The sequence below is a fragment of the Ureibacillus sp. 179-F W5.1 NHS genome (assembly GCF_045369345.1).
GTDB classification, from domain to species: domain Bacteria; phylum Bacillota; class Bacilli; order Bacillales_A; family Planococcaceae; genus Ureibacillus; species Ureibacillus halotolerans.
Window position 1 is genome coordinate 1 of record NZ_JBIQFG010000033.1, and the last position, 15,703, is coordinate 15,703.

General features: G+C 37.4%; 16 protein-coding genes, 1 riboswitch and 1 other annotated feature. Of the genes, 9 read left to right on the plus strand and 7 right to left on the minus strand.

The genetic code is table 11. The annotated features are described in order from the left end of the window. Positions 1-167 precede the first annotated feature (167 nt). Positions 168-707, plus strand: a complete 540-nt coding sequence (locus ACH0B5_RS13375) for a cysteine hydrolase family protein (protein WP_122972454.1) — start codon at positions 168-170, stop codon at positions 705-707. A gap of 182 nt (positions 708-889) precedes the next feature. Here the strand turns inward: ACH0B5_RS13375 and ACH0B5_RS13380 are convergent, their stop codons facing one another. Next, positions 890-2,422 (minus strand): glycine betaine uptake BCCT transporter, encoded by a 1,533-nt coding sequence (locus ACH0B5_RS13380; protein WP_341361758.1) that lies wholly within the window; start codon positions 2,420-2,422, stop codon positions 890-892. Between the two features lie 630 nt (positions 2,423-3,052). Here ACH0B5_RS13380 and ACH0B5_RS13385 point away from each other — a divergent pair. The 5 genes from ACH0B5_RS13385 to ACH0B5_RS13405 all read left to right on the plus strand — a co-directional run bounded on the left by ACH0B5_RS13385 (position 3,053) and on the right by ACH0B5_RS13405 (position 6,865). After that, positions 3,053-4,354 carry a Y-family DNA polymerase gene (locus tag ACH0B5_RS13385; protein WP_122972452.1) on the plus strand — a complete coding sequence of 434 codons (1,302 nt, stop codon included), beginning with the start codon at positions 3,053-3,055 and terminating at the stop codon, positions 4,352-4,354. Positions 4,355-4,405: 51 nt separating this feature from the next. Further along, complete coding sequence (locus ACH0B5_RS13390) at positions 4,406-4,732, plus strand: YolD-like family protein (RefSeq protein ID WP_122972451.1); 327 nt, start codon at positions 4,406-4,408, stop codon at positions 4,730-4,732. A 263-nt stretch (positions 4,733-4,995) separates the two neighbouring features. Then, entirely contained in the window at positions 4,996-5,943 is a 948-nt protein-coding gene (locus tag ACH0B5_RS13395) for an L-threonine 3-dehydrogenase (protein WP_122972450.1), read from the plus strand. Positions 5,944-6,191: 248 nt separating this feature from the next. Beyond that, complete coding sequence (locus ACH0B5_RS13400) at positions 6,192-6,569, plus strand: SET domain-containing protein (RefSeq protein ID WP_122972449.1); 378 nt, start codon at positions 6,192-6,194, stop codon at positions 6,567-6,569. Positions 6,570-6,655: 86 nt separating this feature from the next. Next, entirely contained in the window at positions 6,656-6,865 is a 210-nt protein-coding gene (locus tag ACH0B5_RS13405; protein ID WP_122972448.1) for a hypothetical protein, read from the plus strand. Positions 6,866-6,970: 105 nt separating this feature from the next. On the opposite strand, the gene trpA is transcribed toward ACH0B5_RS13405, so the two are convergent. The 6 genes from trpA to ACH0B5_RS13435 form a co-directional block, all read right to left on the minus strand. Then, positions 6,971-7,753, minus strand: coding sequence for a tryptophan synthase subunit alpha (gene trpA / locus ACH0B5_RS13410; RefSeq protein ID WP_122972447.1), 783 nt, complete (start codon positions 7,751-7,753; stop codon positions 6,971-6,973). After that, positions 7,750-8,940: a tryptophan synthase subunit beta gene (gene trpB, locus ACH0B5_RS13415; protein WP_406927952.1), complete on the minus strand. Its 1,191-nt coding sequence runs from the start codon at positions 8,938-8,940 to the stop codon at positions 7,750-7,752. Before trpB ends, trpA begins: the two co-directional genes overlap by 4 nt. A 38-nt stretch (positions 8,941-8,978) precedes the next feature. After that, positions 8,979-9,605 (minus strand): phosphoribosylanthranilate isomerase, encoded by a 627-nt coding sequence (locus tag ACH0B5_RS13420; RefSeq protein ID WP_122972445.1) that lies wholly within the window; start codon positions 9,603-9,605, stop codon positions 8,979-8,981. Further along, positions 9,605-10,402 (minus strand): indole-3-glycerol phosphate synthase TrpC, encoded by a 798-nt coding sequence (gene trpC, locus ACH0B5_RS13425; protein ID WP_122972444.1) that lies wholly within the window; start codon positions 10,400-10,402, stop codon positions 9,605-9,607. Before trpC ends, ACH0B5_RS13420 begins: the two co-directional genes overlap by 1 nt. Next, positions 10,399-11,436: an anthranilate phosphoribosyltransferase gene (gene trpD / locus ACH0B5_RS13430; RefSeq protein ID WP_122972443.1), complete on the minus strand. Its 1,038-nt coding sequence runs from the start codon at positions 11,434-11,436 to the stop codon at positions 10,399-10,401. Before trpD ends, trpC begins: the two co-directional genes overlap by 4 nt. A 76-nt stretch (positions 11,437-11,512) precedes the next feature. After that, positions 11,513-11,751: a binding site (T-box leader), on the minus strand. 188 nt (positions 11,752-11,939) lie between these two features. After that, a complete protein-coding gene (locus ACH0B5_RS13435; RefSeq protein WP_122972442.1) occupies positions 11,940-12,422 on the minus strand; it encodes a QueT transporter family protein in 483 nt (160 codons plus the stop codon). 5 nt (positions 12,423-12,427) lie between these two features. Beyond that, a riboswitch (PreQ1 riboswitch) is annotated at positions 12,428-12,471 on the minus strand. Positions 12,472-12,835: 364 nt separating this feature from the next. Here ACH0B5_RS13435 and ACH0B5_RS13440 point away from each other — a divergent pair. Genes ACH0B5_RS13440 through ACH0B5_RS13450 form a run of 3 tightly spaced genes read left to right on the plus strand, consistent with a single transcriptional unit; the run spans position 12,836 to position 15,695 of the window. Beyond that, positions 12,836-13,843: an ABC transporter substrate-binding protein gene (locus tag ACH0B5_RS13440; RefSeq protein ID WP_122972441.1), complete on the plus strand. Its 1,008-nt coding sequence runs from the start codon at positions 12,836-12,838 to the stop codon at positions 13,841-13,843. A 30-nt stretch (positions 13,844-13,873) separates the two neighbouring features. Then, complete coding sequence (locus ACH0B5_RS13445) at positions 13,874-14,908, plus strand: ABC transporter permease (RefSeq protein WP_122972440.1); 1,035 nt, start codon at positions 13,874-13,876, stop codon at positions 14,906-14,908. Then, entirely contained in the window at positions 14,901-15,695 is a 795-nt protein-coding gene (locus tag ACH0B5_RS13450) for an ABC transporter ATP-binding protein (RefSeq protein WP_122972439.1), read from the plus strand. Before ACH0B5_RS13445 ends, ACH0B5_RS13450 begins: the two co-directional genes overlap by 8 nt. The last annotated feature ends 8 nt before the right edge of the window (positions 15,696-15,703 follow it).

Genomic DNA, 15,703 nt, shown 5'->3' on the forward strand with positions numbered 1-15,703 from the left:
CCCTTTAGGGGCAGTTAGTAAGGAGCCCTTATAGGGCGTTACTAAAACCGCCTGTTTTACAGGCGGATATTTATTTTGGCAGGGAATCGGTATAGAAACTTTTTCCTTTTTCTTCTTTTTAAATTATAATTATTTATAATAATAAGGATGGTTTAGGGGGAAGAGAAATGTCAAAAGAAGCACTCATTATAGTAGATATGAGCAACGACTTTGTTTCGGACGACGGGAGTTTAACAGCTGGAAAACCGGCTCAAGAAATAGTACCTTATATTATTAATAAGGCAACGGAATTTTTACATAATGACCAAGTTGTGGTAGTAGCTATGGATGCCCATGAGGAAAATGATCCGCATTTTGAACTATGGTCTCCGCATAATGTAATTGGAACAAAAGGACAGGAACTTTATGGGGATTTAATGACATGGTTTAAAGAACATGAATCCCATCCAAATGTTATTTATCAACCAAAAACAAATTACAACGCTTTCTTTAAAACGGGCTTAGCTGAAAAGCTAAAAGCTCTCAATGTTGAAAAAGTCCATGTCGTAGGCGTTTGCACAGATATTTGTGATTTTTTAACAGTAGCAGGAGCCGATGCAGAAGGATTTAAAACAGCCATTCATAAACAAGGTGTTGCAACATTTACAGATTTAGGTGAAACATTTATTCAGCATATGAAAACATGTTTCTTTACAGAAATTATTTAATCAAAAAGGATGCCCTTAAGTTTACGCACTAGGGGCATCCTTTTTAAATTTATTGTTTAATCTACTCTTCAGTTTACCAAAGTGTTTCATTGTTACTGAAGTAGTGTATGTTCGTGCAATTGTTTAGTATTACCTGGTACTACATTCTCTAGCACAGCCCTTTTCGGACAGCCTTTTCCATTTTACTGTTCTAGATTTTCCGGTTTTTTCCGTGGTTTTGGTTTGTGAAACAATCCGAGTTCTTTTTTATCTTTTGCTAAAGATCGATAAAGTGAAACCATCATTAAAATAATAATTATGGAAAATGGAAAAGCTGCTATAACCAATGTATTTTGTAGTGCTTGTAGTCCTCCACTATATAAAAGAACTATAGCTACAGTCGACTGTGCAATACCCCACGTTAATTTTACACTAGTAGGTGGTATAAGTGATCCGTATGTTGTTTGCATACCAAGCACAAATGTTGCGGAATCAGCAGATGTAATGAAAAATGTACTAACAAGTACAATTGCTACGACAGATAGAATGAACGACCAAGATGATTCATTAAAAATGGCAAATAAAACTTCTTCAGTAGCCAATTGAGAGATGTCTATATTTACAGCTTTTTGAACCTCGATTGCTGATGTTCCAAACACAGAGAACCATATAAAGCTTACGAGAGCTGGAAGTAATAAAACCCCTACGACAAATTCTCGTATCGTTCTACCTCTTGATACACGGGCGATAAAAATACCAACAAATGGCGCCCATGAAATCCACCATGCCCAATAGAAGATTGTCCAGTCATTAATCCAAGAACGATGCTCTTCATTAAGTGGTGCGATACGGAAGCTCATTTGAATTATGTTTTGTATATAGCCACCGAGTGAATCAGTAAACATGTTTAAGATGAGGATTGTAGGTCCCGCGATAAACATTAAAACTAATAATGCAATTGCCACAAACATATTTGTGTTACTTAAAATCTTGATTCCTTTACCTAATCCAGTTGATGCTGAGATGATGAATAGAACGGTAACAACAGCTATGATAATAAATTGAATGGTAAAATTATTAGGTATCCCTAATAAATAAGATAACCCTCCATTAATTTGTGTTGCACCAAATCCTAGAGTTGTTGCAACACCAACAACAGTTGCGACAACAGCTAAAACGTCTACTACTGTTCCAAAAGTGCCTTCCATTGCTTTTTTTCCTAAGACTGGTTTTAATGTAGCGGAAATGAGACCGGGTTCTCCCTTACGGAAATTGAAGTAAGCTAATGCTAACGCCACTATTGCATATATTCCCCATGCATGAATCCCCCAATGGAAAAATGTGTATCTCATCGCTTCTTTATATGCTGAATTTGTTTCTGGTTCAGCTAGTGGGGGGTCCATAAAATGGGAAAGCGGTTCTGCTGCTCCCCAGAAGACAAGGCCAATCCCCATACCTGCACTAAATAACATGGCAAACCAGGAGGGTCTTGAAAATTCAGGTTTCTCATCAGGTTTTCCTAATTTTATCGCTCCAACAGGGCTGAATATAAGAAAAACACAAAAAATTACAATGATTGTAACCAAAATTAAATAATACCATCCAAATGCCGACGTAAGAAATGCTTGTAAATTTCCTGTTGCTTCTTCAAAACTCTTTGGGGCGGCAACACCGAATATAACTGCTGCGAGAACAATCGCAACGGAAATCCAAAAAACATTTGAAATTTTCTTCATCCTAAATTCCTTTCTTCAAAAAGTTTTCACGATTTTTAATATGATTAAAAAAGTTGACAACTCTTTAAGCCTATCAAATTTATTCGTTTTTTTCCAATAAAGAGGGGATTTTATCAGTTATTGTCGATACAATTAATTTTCAAAAAATATTTATTCTATTCCTTCCCTTAGTATATTCCTCTATAACTCGTGTAACTAATTAGGAAGTTGACTAGCGATAATGGTCATTTCTTAAAGTGGATACCGTTATGTATTTTCAATGTTTGCAAATAGAATATCCGATTTTTTTCAGGTATCTCTTTTATTCTAAGTTTTATTCTTTCACTTGCTGATTATGCATTTCTCCCTTATATATATTTCTATTATATATAATCATTGCATTTCAATCATCTTCATTTCAATAAGTGATGGGGAGAGGGGAGTGACTTGTGGGATAAAAATAGTAACTTAGCATCTTTGTAGTAAACCGTGTTTCAGCACTCTCGCTTTAAGGTGAAAGAAATATATTCCACTAGCGCCTTTCAGTATCTTCCATATACTTCCTCTTGTCGTCTCAATTATCTCATTTTAAAATGAATATAAGAACGAATGTTCGTATATATTAATAATAGATAAATTGGAGGTGTAGTGATGCATGGGTTGAAGGATAGAGAAGCGGATGAGACAAATTCATTGGAAAAGTACGAACATGCACCGAATCGACCGATTATTTGTATCGATATGCGATGCTTTTATGCCAGTTGTATGGCGATGCTTGAAAATCTTGATCCCCTTAAAGTACCGATTGCGGTTATAGGGAACTTCCAGCAAAAGGGAAGTATTGTGCTTGCTGCATCACCACCGATGAAGAAACGGTTTGGTATTAAAACAGGCTCTCGTCTTTTTGAAATTCCAAAACATCCTGATATTCGATTATTTGAACCGAAAATGGAATTTTTCGTGCAAATGTCGATGGAAATTACGAATTTAATTAATCAATTTGTTCCAAAGGAAGCAATTCACGTTTATAGCATCGATGAAAGCTTTGTTGATCTTAGTGGCACTGAAAAACTGTGGGGACCACCAGAAGAAACAGCTAAATTTATTCAAGAAAGTATTTATCGACAATTTCAAATACCAAGCGCCGTTGGAATGGGACCTAATATGTTAATGGCAAAACTTGCACTAGATTTAGAAGGGAAAAAGAAAGATTTTGCCAAATGGACATACGAAGACGTTCCTACAAAACTTTGGCCCTTATCCCCCCTTTCAGAAATGTGGGGAATCGGTCGCAGAACAGAACGTACGTTAAATAATATGGGAATTTTTACAGTAGGTGATTTAGCTAATACCGATTTAAAAACATTAGAAGATTGTTTTGGTATTATGGGTAATCAGCTTTACTATCATGCATGGGGAATTGATTTATCCCCGCTTGGTGCACCGTTAGCACAAGGGCAAATTAGTTTTGGGAAAGGGCAAGTGCTAATGCGGGATTATCGAAGTCGTAGTGAAATTCTTGCTGTCATTCTCGAAATGTGTGAGGACGTGGCAAGAAGAGCAAGGGAAGCGTATCAAGTTGGAAGAACGATTTCCCTTGGGGTTAGTTATAGTAAAGATGCTTTCGGAGGTGGTTTTCATCGAGCACGGACGATTGACGAGCCAACGAACGACACGATGAAAATTTATAAAGTATGTGAGCAATTGCTCGATGAACATTATGCAGAACGCCCGGTAAGGCAAATTTCTTTAAGCATTTCGAAGTTAGAATCCGAAAACTCCATGCAGCTAAGTTTGTTTGATGATAGGAAATGGAGAAAACGAAAACTAGGTGCAACAATGGACTATTTACGGTCAAAGCATGGCTCTACAGCAGTTCTACGTGCCGTTTCTTATACAGAAGCAGGAACAGCCGTTAAACGGGCCCAGTTAGTAGGTGGTCATAAAAAATAAAGTGGTGTTAGAGAGTAGGTCACGAACATTTTATGACAAGAGGTGAAGATGATGATTCGAGACCGTGGAAATATTAAATGGAACGCAATGATGCTGCCAGAACACGTGGAATTATTACGAGAATGGCATGAGAAGGATGATTACGTTAAAAAACCCGAATTAGACGAATGGGCATTGCAGGAACTTAGTGAGCAACTGCAAATTGCCTATCATAATAAAGCGGAAGTGGAATTAGGCCTTTGGGAAGACAATCATATTTTTAAAGCAACAGGCATTATTTCCGCTTTTAATGTAACGAAAGGGACGTTGTCTTTTGAGGATGGTCGTAAATTTCCCTTTTATTCGATTTTTTCGATTACCTATTCTTCTGTTGATTAAATAAAATAAAAGCTAACCGATTCAGAATCTTACCGAAATCATTCGTTAGGTAGGACTCGTATGGATTTGGTTAGCTTTTTTACATCTCTTAAAGAAGTTGCATATGCTATGGAGAACAAATATTTAAAAAAGACAAACAATTAAGTATTGTCTTTTATAAGTGAACGGGTTATAATAAAAATCGCCAAAAACATTGATATAACAACGTTTTATTGTATTTTCGGAGTGTACATTTGTTTATCATCAGAGGAGGGTGCATATATATGAAAAAAATTATTGTCACGGGTGCATTGGGTCAAATTGGATCAGAACTTATTGTAAAATTACGAGATATATATGGAAAAGACAACGTTTTAGCTACGGATATCCGTAAAGAAAAGGACGTTAATGGTCCTTTTGAAGTGTTAGATGTAACTGATGAGAACCGAATGTATGAGCTTTCAAAACAATTCGGTGCGGATACGATGATTCATATGGCTGCATTACTTTCTGCAACAGCAGAGAAAAATCCCCAGTTTGCATGGAATTTAAATATGGGTGGGTTAATGAACGCCCTTGAAGTAGCACGGGAGTTAAATTTGCAATTTTTCACACCAAGTTCCATTGGAGCGTTTGGTCCATCAACACCTAAGGATAATACTCCGCAAGATACGCTCCAACGCCCTACGACGATGTATGGCGTAAACAAAGTAGCCGGGGAGCTATTATGTGATTATTACTTTACTCGTTATGGAGTAGATACGCGTGGCGTTCGATTCCCAGGGTTAATTTCATATGCAACTCCTCCTGGTGGCGGTACAACGGATTATGCAGTAGATATTTATTATAAAGCGGTTGAGAATGGTCGCTACACCTCATACATTGCAGAGGGTACCTATATGGACATGATGTATATGCCAGATGCATTGCAAGCGATTGTAGATTTAATGGAAGCAGACGGCTCAAAATTAAAACATCGTAACGCCTTTAACATAACTGCAATGAGCTTCGAGCCTTCGCAAATTGCAGCGGAGATTAAAAAGCATATTCCAACATTTGAAATGGACTATGACGTAGATCCTACTCGTCAAGCGATTGCAGATAGCTGGCCAAACTCCATTGATTCTTCAGCGGCAGTAGAAGAATGGGGCTTTAAAGCTCAGTATAATTTAGAAAAAATGACAATTGATATGCTAGAAAAATTAAACAGAAAATTAAAAGCAATTTCATAAATAAGACAGAAGTGCAAATCAAAGGGATTTGCACTTTTTTGTTAGAAAAATAAATAATATTGACTGAAAGGAATATTCTAAAAAGAAGGCGTGTAACAATAAAAAAGGGGAATGTGCCTATTCGTCTGTTGGGAAGTTTAATGCAACAAAAAAGTTTATAAAGAAGTTTTAAAATGAAAAATTCGTTACTAATATGCAAATTAATGTTACAGTTAGAAAGAAAATTTAAAAGTGAGTAGGCGAACAACATGATTGAAGTAAAAACATCTCCGCTAAGTGATGGAGAATTCAATAGAGGGGTATTTGCAACATGTGATATTAAAAAAGGGGAGCTATTACACGAAGCACCAGTCATTTCCTATCCAAATGACCAACATCAACATATTGAACAAACCCTCCTCGCTGATTACGCTTTTGAGTATGGAATTAATCATACTGCAATCCTTTTAGGGTATGGAATGTTATTTAATCATTCCTATGAACCGAATGCTATTTACGAAATTAATTTTAACAATCATACTTTTGATTTTTATGCATTTAAAGATATAAAAGCTGGAGAAGAAATTTTAATTAATTATAATGGCGATGTTGATGACAAAGAACCACTGTGGTTTAATCAGGAATAAAATGAATATTGATATAAAAGGATTCTATTTTAGATGACGATTAAAGAAACAACGAAAGATATTTAAACGATATAAGGAGTAAAAAAATGAACAAACGATGGACGATTGATAAAATTAAACAATTTGTTGAAAATAATTCAGATAGTAAGTTACTAACAACGGAATTCCATGGGTTTTCTCAAAAATTATTATTCCAATGTGCCTGTGGTAGTCATTTTGAAAAAACGTTTACGAAATTTAAAAATAATAACCAACGTAAATGTGATGTTTGCCAACCACCAAAAGCATCCCGTTAAATTTATTACGATATAAAACGTGCTGGCTTCTATTAAAGTCGGCACTATTTTTTTATATTTATAAAAAAGAGCCATTGAATATAAAGATTCAATGGCCTTAAAGGATTACTTCATAGCAACTGTTTTTGAAGCTTTCACTAAGTTTTCAATGGTAGTCCAATCATCTTGAACTAGACAGTCAACAATCTTACTACCAACAATTACCCCGCTACAAAATGATCCGAAACTTTTTACGTGATCAGGTGTTGAAATACCAAAGCCTGCTAAAACAGGTGTATCCGTATACGTTTGAATTTTTTTAAAGTGTTCATCCAATTGGGTTGCAAAGGAGGACCGGGCACCAGTAATCCCATTTACAGTGACAGCATAAATGAACCCTTCACTTCTTTTTGTTAAACGTTCAATCCGTTCTGGAGTACTCGTTAAAGATACAAGCTGGACAAGATCAATCGATGCATTCTTTAAAGCAGGCTGAACAATTTCACTTTCCTCGAGGGGCATATCTGGAATAATGACTCCACGGATACCGGCAGCCCGGGCATCTTTAGCAAATTTCTCCGTTCCATAGGCTAGTATAGGATTTAAATAGGTCATAGCTACAAGGGGTACCGTCAATTCACTCGCAAAGGAAGTTAATGTTTCAAGGACAGTGTGTAAAGTGGTCCCATTTGCTAAAGCCCGTTCACCAGCCCGTTCAATCGTAGGTCCATCTGCAACTGGATCTGTAAAGGGAATCCCAACTTCAATTGCTGTAACTCCCAGCTGTTGTAATTTTAAAATCGTCGGTTGTAATTTATTTAAACCACCGTCGCCAGCCATTATATACGGTACAAATGCTTTATGGCCTTGAGCTGTGATAGATAAAATCGTTTTCTTTAACAAACTCATGAAAGGTCACCTCCAAGGGCAGCAGAAATTGTATGAACGTCTTTGTCACCACGACCAGATAGGCAAATGACAAGAATTTCATCGGGTGCCATTGTTTTTGCGAGATTGGCTGCAAAATAGATGGCATGGGCACTTTCCAAGGCGGGAAGGATACCTTCCGTGCGACAAAGTAACTTAACTCCTTCCAACGCCTCATCATCTGTAACGGTACCGTAAGATGCTCGCCCGATTTCGTGAAGGTGACAATGTTCTGGTCCGACCCCAGGATAATCCAGACCGGCAGAGATGGAATGGGCTTCTTGAACAAAGCCGTTGTTATCTTGTAATAAGTACATAAATGCTCCGTGTAAAACACCAGTTTGACCACCTTGAATAGCAGCAGCATGCATCCCTGTTTCAATTCCTTTCCCTGCAGCTTCTACACCATATAAAGCGACATCTTCGTCTTTAACAAATGGATAGAACATGCCGATAGAGTTACTACCACCACCAACACAAGCCACAACAGCGTTAGGTAGACGGTCTTCCAATTCTAATATTTGTTCCCGAGTTTCATCACCAATCACCCGTTGAAAATCACGAACAATTGTAGGAAATGGATGAGGACCCATAGCAGAACCTAAAATATAGTGGGTATCTTCAATGTTTGTTACCCAGTGGCGTAATGCTTCGTTTACCGCATCTTTTAATGTGGCAGAACCTTTATCAACGGCGACTACTTTTGTGCCAAGGAGCTCCATGCGGAAGACGTTTAAAGCTTGCCGTTTAACATCTTCTGCTCCCATGTAAACAATACAGTCTAAATTGAGAAGGGCACAGGCAGTGGCAGTAGCAACACCATGTTGACCAGCACCAGTTTCAGCAACAATTTTATTTTTCCCCATACGTTTCGCAAGAAGTGCTTGCCCAAGGGCATTATTAATTTTATGAGCTCCTGTATGATTTAAATCTTCCCGTTTCAAGTAAATTTTTGCTCCACCACAATATTCGGTTAAACGTTCAGCAAAATAGAGAGGGGTTTGACGCCCTACGTAATTTTTTAAGTAGTAGCGAAGTTCGTCTTGGAAAGATTCGTCGCTTTTGACTTTGTCATAAGCAGCATCCAATTCTTGTAAAGCTGTCATTAATGTTTCAGGTACGAACTGTCCACCAAATCGACCGAATCGACCTTTTAATTCTGTTGTCATTTATATCCGCTCCTTTTTCATTCATTCATCCATCCTATTTATTTCGCTACACTAGTTAATTTCTGTGATGCTGTTTCGATAAATTGTTTAATCAAGTGACTGTCCTTTATCCCTTTTTTTTCAACGCCACTTGAGACATCTACACCGAAAGGATTCACTTGGGCAATAGCATGAAGAACATTTTCACTATTGAGTCCACCAGCTAAAATGACCTTGCTCTTAGGAATGGAAAGTTGGTCTAGTAAAGTCCAATCAAAAATGTGACCGCTCCCTCCAGCATAGTTCGTACCAGGCGCGTCAAATAAATAATAGTCCACTTCATACTGACTAGCCCTTTTTACATCATCCGCATTTTTAATGGAAAATGCTTTGATGGAAGGATAGCCTAACTGTTTAATAAATTGGGCTTCTTCATTTCCATGGTATTGAACATAATCAAGATCAACTAGTTCAACAGCTTCTCGTACTTGTTGGGCGGTTGGATTGACAAAAACACCAACTTTTTTCACATGTGCGGGAATACTTTGAGCTAACTTACGGGCCTGTTCAAAGGATATTTGTCGTTTGCTCTGGGCAAACATAAAACCAATCCATGTGGCACCAGCCTCAACAGCGGCTTTCACATGTTCTTCTTCTTTAAGTCCACAAATTTTTACTTTTGCCATTACTTCACTTCCTTTGCGACAAAGGGGAGGGGAACTTGTAAGGAGGTTAATGCTTCTCCCACATCTCCACTACGCATTAATGATTCACCGACTAAAACACCGTGAGCACCAGCTTTAGCAACCCGGGTTGCATCTTCTGCATTCCAAATGCCACTTTCACTAATAAAGACAATGTCATCATAATCATTTAGTTTATTGGCTAATTTTTCACTCTGGGCAAGATCGACGGTGAAGGTTTTTAAATCCCGATTGTTTACACCAATAATTTTTGGATGTATAGCTAATGCCCGATCAAGTTCCTCTTCGTTGTGTACTTCCACTAAAACGTCTAAACCTAACATGCTGGCGTAAGTGTAAAACGCTTTTAGCTTTTCATCGGAAAGGGCAGCAACAATTAATAAAATGACGGAAGCACCGGCAGCTTTCGCATAATCTATTTGTACTTCATGAATAATAAAATCTTTATTTAAAATAGGAATATCCACATGATTGGCGATATCAACTAAATCTTGAAAGGAGCCTTTGAAAAACTTTTCTTCTGTTAAAACAGAAATGCAAGCAGCTCCTGCCTGTTCATATGTTTTCGCTTGCTCGATTGGGTTTGCCCCTTCAGCGATAAGACCCTTAGATGGAGAAGCCCGCTTCATCTCGGAAATAATTTGAAGCGTTTCTGCTTTTCTTAAATCATTATATAGAGAAGGGCGTGTTTTTCTCTTTACTTCAAATTGTGGTTCATTTTCTAAAAGGGATGAAAGAATGGTTGATTTATGATCTAAAATCGTTTGTAAAATCGTCATTGTACCGCACGCTCCTTTACAATTCCTTGACTATATTCCACAACAGCCTCAAGTTTACGTAATGCTTTTCCAGATAAAATGCTATCCCGTGCAAGTTCGACCCCATCTTTTACCGAGTCAACGGTACCGTGGGCAAACAAACCGAGGGCTGAATTAAAAACGACTACATCAAAATAAACACTTTGTTTCCCTTGCAATAACTCTGTTAAAATAACGGCATTTTCTTCTGGTGTACCACCGCGTAATGCCGTGATGGAAACGGGGGTTAAGCCAAGGGATTGTATGTCGATTGAAAATGGTTTAATTTCTCCCTTTTCTAATAAGGCGAACGTATTATTGGAATCTAACGATGCTTCATCCATCCCTTGTGAACCAGAAACGACAATTGCCCGTTGACGACCTAAAATACGAAGGGCTTCTGCATACTGGCTAACAAATTCAGGACGGTTAATGCCGACGAGCTGCGTTGTTAAATTTGCGGGATTTGTTAAAGGGCCCACCATATTAAAAATCGTTGGTTTTCCAATAGTTCGTCGAATCTCACCTATTCGTTTTAGTTTTGGATGAACGTTTGGCGCATGGAGAAAAGTAATTCCTTCTCGTTGTAATAAATCAATGGAATCTTCTATAGAAAACTCTGTATGAATTCCTAAAGCTTGTAGTACATCAGAACTTCCAGATGCACTAGATATTTTACGATTACCATGTTTCACGACAGATACACCATTTGCGGCTAATACGAAGGCAGACGTAGTACTAATATTGAAGCTTTTTAAACCATCCCCACCTGTACCACAGTTATCAAGATAGTTTCCTTCAGGCAATGGTAAAGGAAGGGCATTCGATTTCATAACAGTCGCAAGGGCTGCTACTTCCTCCGTTGTTTCACCTTTGTTACTTAATGCGATTAAAAGATCTGCAATATCCTCTTTTGGAGTTTCTTCATTAAATATGCATTCAGCAGCTTGAAGCATTTCTTCAAAGGATAAATTGTTCATTTCCTTGACTTGGTTTGTAAATGATTGAATCCCCATTATTTTTCATCCTCCTAAAAATTAAAATTAGCAGGTTAGAGAAATAAAAAAGTCCTCTACAAAAGGAATTCCTTTTGTAGAGGACGATATATACCGCGTTGCCACCTCTGTTGAAGCATAAAAATACTTCCACCTTGGCGTGTTAAGAAGTAAAAAAGCACTTCCAACACTTCCTTGTAACGTAGGAAAGACGTCAACTAACTAACGCTAGTTGCTCTCATAAGGCCCATTCACGAAATGTACGCACTAGTTCACACCAACCACTAGCTCTCTAAAGCGCCTGAAATCGCTACTATTCTTATTCATCAATTTTTTCTCAGCTATTCTCATCTAAACTCTGCTTTGCTCAAACGGTGGTCACGCTCCCGCGACCTACTACCGTATCCGAACAATTAATTAAGTAGAATTGTAGACTTAAATTTAATCCTTGTCAATATTTTCAGAAAAATCGAAGAGGAAAATTGTATGAAAAAAACCGAGAAAGATAATTCTCGGTTTAGACGTTATATTAAATCTTTGAAATTTAATCGTTTATTTAATAGGTACATAATAGGGGCACCTACAGCAAGTACAACGAATTCACCAACGGCACATGTAAACCAAGTCCATAAAAATGGAAGTTTAAGGGCGATGTTTAATTCAAAGGCAATGATGAACATTGTACAAGTAAATAAAAATGTATTAATCATTAAACGTAGCCAAATGTTTTTTACGAACTTACAAATGAAAATAAAAATGGCTAGTGTAATAACCGATTGACCGACGCCAAAAATTAAATCGTAAATGCCGAGGGGGGAAAATAAATTGGCAATAAATACACCAATAATAATCCCAAGCATATAACGAGGGTTAAAGGCAACTAGGTGATTAAACATCTCTGAAACTCTAAATTGGATTTCTGTAAATCCAAAGGGTGCAACTAAAAGGGTAACAGCCATATAAAGAGCCGCAATAATCCCAGTTGTGGCAATAAATTTAACTTTCATATTCATTCTCCTTAGTTTTTTTTCGTGGGAGTTTTCGAACCACGGTGAAAATATCACAAGAAAATATACTATTATATTTTGTTCCATATGTCAAATGAACTATAAAATTTGGAGGACAAGTAGATTAGTTGTCCACAAAATAGGAAAATGTCGAAAACTAGTCACATTTTTTATATTTTTTTAAAATAATGAATTCTTCATAAAAACTATGTACTTTAACGGTTTAAAGCGACAAATTATTTTTCTTGTAGTAGTAATTATGAAAATTGTAAGTAAGAGGCTATTTAATGCTGTTGACTCCCATAGGTTAGCAATGTAATATAATCGTTAAACTTAAAATTTTTAGAATAATTAAATATATTAGAAAATTCATATGTTGAGTGGAATTTGAAAGGGAAGTAGGGGGAGAAAGAATGAAAAAGGGTCCAAAAAAGCGCTCATTGTTATCGTTAGGATTAGTAATACTATTGGCCGCTTGTGGCGGAGGGGAAACAACTACTGATACAAAAGATGGTACAAATGCTGGAACATCAGAAGGGGAGAAAACTTTCAAAGTAGGGATTACGCAAATCGTAGAGCATCCTTCATTAGATGAGGCAACAGAAGGGTTTAAAGCAGCTTTAAAAGAGGCGGGATTAGAAGTCGAATTTGTCGAAGAAAACGCCCAAAACGATCCGAGTATGAATACAACGATTGCGCAAAATTTAGTGAATGACGGTGTTGATTTGATTTTTGCTAACTCTACCCCATCAGCTCAAGCTGTAAAAGGAGCAACATCTGATATCCCGATTATATTTACCTCTGTTACAGATGCAGTAGGTGCAGAATTAATTGACTCAATGGAAAGTCCAGGTGGTAATGTGACGGGTACAGTTGACTTACATCCAGATACGATTGCGAATACAGTAGCTTTCCTTAAGGCTGAACTAGGTGCTAAAAAAGTAGGTACCGTCTATAACACTGGTGAACAAAATTCCGTTGCCCAAGTTGAACAAATGAAAACGTTACTAGAAGAAGCTGGTCTTGAGTTGGTCGAAGCAGCAGTTTCCACTTCAGCAGAAGTAAAACAAGCAACGGAATCATTAGTAGGGAAAGTAGATTCTCTATATATCATTACGGATAATACCGTTGTCTCTGCTTTGGAGTCAGTTATTGACGTAGCGAATTCGAATCAACTTCCAGCTATGGTAGGAGAATTAGATTCGGTTGCCCGTGGTGGTTTAGGTGCTTACGGTTTTGAATATTATGATATCGGCTATGAAGCTGGTGAAATGGCAGTGAAAATCTTAAATGGGGAAGCAACACCATCTGAAATTCCTGCTGCATATCCAGGAAATTTAAAATTATTAATCAATAAATCAACTGCTGAAACTTTAAATCTAGAAATTAAAGATTCTTGGAACGCAGAAATTTACGAATAGATTAAAAGGAAAGATAGGGGATGATTCAATATGTTTACAGCGATGTTTGGTTCAGTTGAGCAAGGAATCATCTATGCAATTATGGCACTCGGAGTGTATTTAACATTCCGAGTGTTAGATTTTCCGGATTTAACCGTGGATGGCAGCTTTGTAACAGGGGCAGCTACAGCAGCGATGATGATTGTACTAGGCTACAACCCAATACTGGCTACATTAGCGGCACTTGTTGCTGGATTTATTGCAGGATGTATGACGGGGCTTTTACACACGAAAGGAAAAATAAATCCACTTCTTTCGGGGATATTAATGATGATTGCTTTGTACTCGATTAATCTCCGCATTATGGGATTATCCGATGAAAATGCAGTCGTAAAGCCAAATATTCCATTGATGAGTTCAGATTCGATATTTTCACAGTTTCAAAGCTTATGGGGAAATATCGGTATTGATCAAGCATTAACGAGTTTCTTAAAAAATACGTTAGGATTTCAAACGGCTCCATCTACTTGGGGGACAATTTTAATTGTTCTCATTCTTACACTAATTATTAAAAGTATAGTAGATTGGTTTTTGAAGACGGAAGTAGGCCTTGCGATTCGTGCAACGGGTGATAACAAAAGAATGATTCGAAGTTTTTCAGCCAATACGGATGGGTTAATCGTACTCGGATTAGGGGTTTCTAATGCTTTAGTAGCCCTGTCAGGAGCTTTAATTGCCCAATATTCGAAATTTGCCGATGCCAATATGGGGATTGGGATGATTGTTATTGGTTTAGCATCTGTTATTATCGGAGAAGCAATCTTTGGAACGAAGACGATTTTCCGTACAACATTAGCAGTAGTAGCAGGGGCTATTATTTATCGAATTATTTATGCAGTAGCTTTACAAATTGACTGGTTAGATACGTCGGATATGAAGCTCATTACAGCTATCATTGTCATTTTAGCTTTAGTCATTCCGCAGCTAGTCGAAAAGCGACGTGAAAAAATAAGAAAAGAAAAAAGGCGAATACAACGTCTCGAACAACAACGAGAACTTACGCAAGGAGGGAACCACCTTGCTTAAATTAGAAGGAATAAATAAAATTTTTAATGAAGGTACACCAGATGAAAAAATTGCTTTAGATAATATTAACCTCCATTTATCTCCAGGTGACTTTGTAACGGTCATCGGAAGTAATGGGGCAGGGAAGTCAACGATGATGAATATGATTTCCGGAGCATTAACCCCTGATTTTGGAGTGGTTACGATTGATGGGAAAGAAGTAACGAAGCTGCCAGAATATAAACGTTCTCAATTTATTGGTCGTGTGTTTCAAGATCCAATGGCCGGTACCGCACCATCGATGACAATCGAAGAAAACTTAGCCATTGCTTATTCACGCAATGCAAAAAGGGGATTACGTAGAGGAGTTAATAGTAAACGTCGAGAGTTCTTTCGTTCTTCTTTAGAGAAGTTAGGGTTAGGCCTTGAGAATCGGTTTAATGCGAAGGTAGGTTTACTATCGGGTGGAGAACGACAAGCGTTATCATTATTAATGGCTACCTTTACGAAGCCTGCCATTTTATTATTGGATGAACATACGGCTGCCCTTGATCCTTCAAGAGCAGAGTTAATTACCCGATTAACGAAGCAACTAGTAGAAGAAGGGAACTTAACAACTTTAATGGTTACCCACAATATGCAACAAGCCATTGATTTAGGAAATCGCCTTATTATGATGGATAAAGGGCAAATTATATTATCGATCGATGAAAGGAAAAAGCAACAATTATCAATTCCAGATTTAATGGCTGAATTTGAAAATATCCGCGGTGAAAAAATGAATTCGGATAGAGCATTGTTAGGTTGAAAAATAGG

Coding starts and splice junctions, on each gene's coding strand:
- ACH0B5_RS13435 (WP_122972442.1), bottom strand. CDS start 12,422: ATGAAAGTTAAATTTATTGCCACAACTGGGATTATTGCGGCTCTTTAT.
- ACH0B5_RS13445 (WP_122972440.1), top strand. CDS start 13,874: ATGTTTACAGCGATGTTTGGTTCAGTTGAGCAAGGAATCATCTATGCA.
- ACH0B5_RS13400 (WP_122972449.1), top strand. CDS start 6,192: ATGATTGAAGTAAAAACATCTCCGCTAAGTGATGGAGAATTCAATAGA.
- ACH0B5_RS13375 (WP_122972454.1), top strand. CDS start 168: ATGTCAAAAGAAGCACTCATTATAGTAGATATGAGCAACGACTTTGTT.
- trpA (WP_122972447.1), bottom strand. CDS start 7,753: ATGAGTTTGTTAAAGAAAACGATTTTATCTATCACAGCTCAAGGCCAT.
- ACH0B5_RS13380 (WP_341361758.1), bottom strand. CDS start 2,422: ATGAAGAAAATTTCAAATGTTTTTTGGATTTCCGTTGCGATTGTTCTC.
- ACH0B5_RS13440 (WP_122972441.1), top strand. CDS start 12,836: ATGAAAAAGGGTCCAAAAAAGCGCTCATTGTTATCGTTAGGATTAGTA.
- trpD (WP_122972443.1), bottom strand. CDS start 11,436: ATGGGGATTCAATCATTTACAAACCAAGTCAAGGAAATGAACAATTTA.
- ACH0B5_RS13385 (WP_122972452.1), top strand. CDS start 3,053: ATGCATGGGTTGAAGGATAGAGAAGCGGATGAGACAAATTCATTGGAA.
- trpB (WP_406927952.1), bottom strand. CDS start 8,940: ATGACAACAGAATTAAAAGGTCGATTCGGTCGATTTGGTGGACAGTTC.
- ACH0B5_RS13395 (WP_122972450.1), top strand. CDS start 4,996: ATGAAAAAAATTATTGTCACGGGTGCATTGGGTCAAATTGGATCAGAA.
- ACH0B5_RS13390 (WP_122972451.1), top strand. CDS start 4,406: ATGATTCGAGACCGTGGAAATATTAAATGGAACGCAATGATGCTGCCA.
- ACH0B5_RS13420 (WP_122972445.1), bottom strand. CDS start 9,605: ATGGCAAAAGTAAAAATTTGTGGACTTAAAGAAGAAGAACATGTGAAA.
- trpC (WP_122972444.1), bottom strand. CDS start 10,402: ATGACGATTTTACAAACGATTTTAGATCATAAATCAACCATTCTTTCA.
- ACH0B5_RS13405 (WP_122972448.1), top strand. CDS start 6,656: ATGAACAAACGATGGACGATTGATAAAATTAAACAATTTGTTGAAAAT.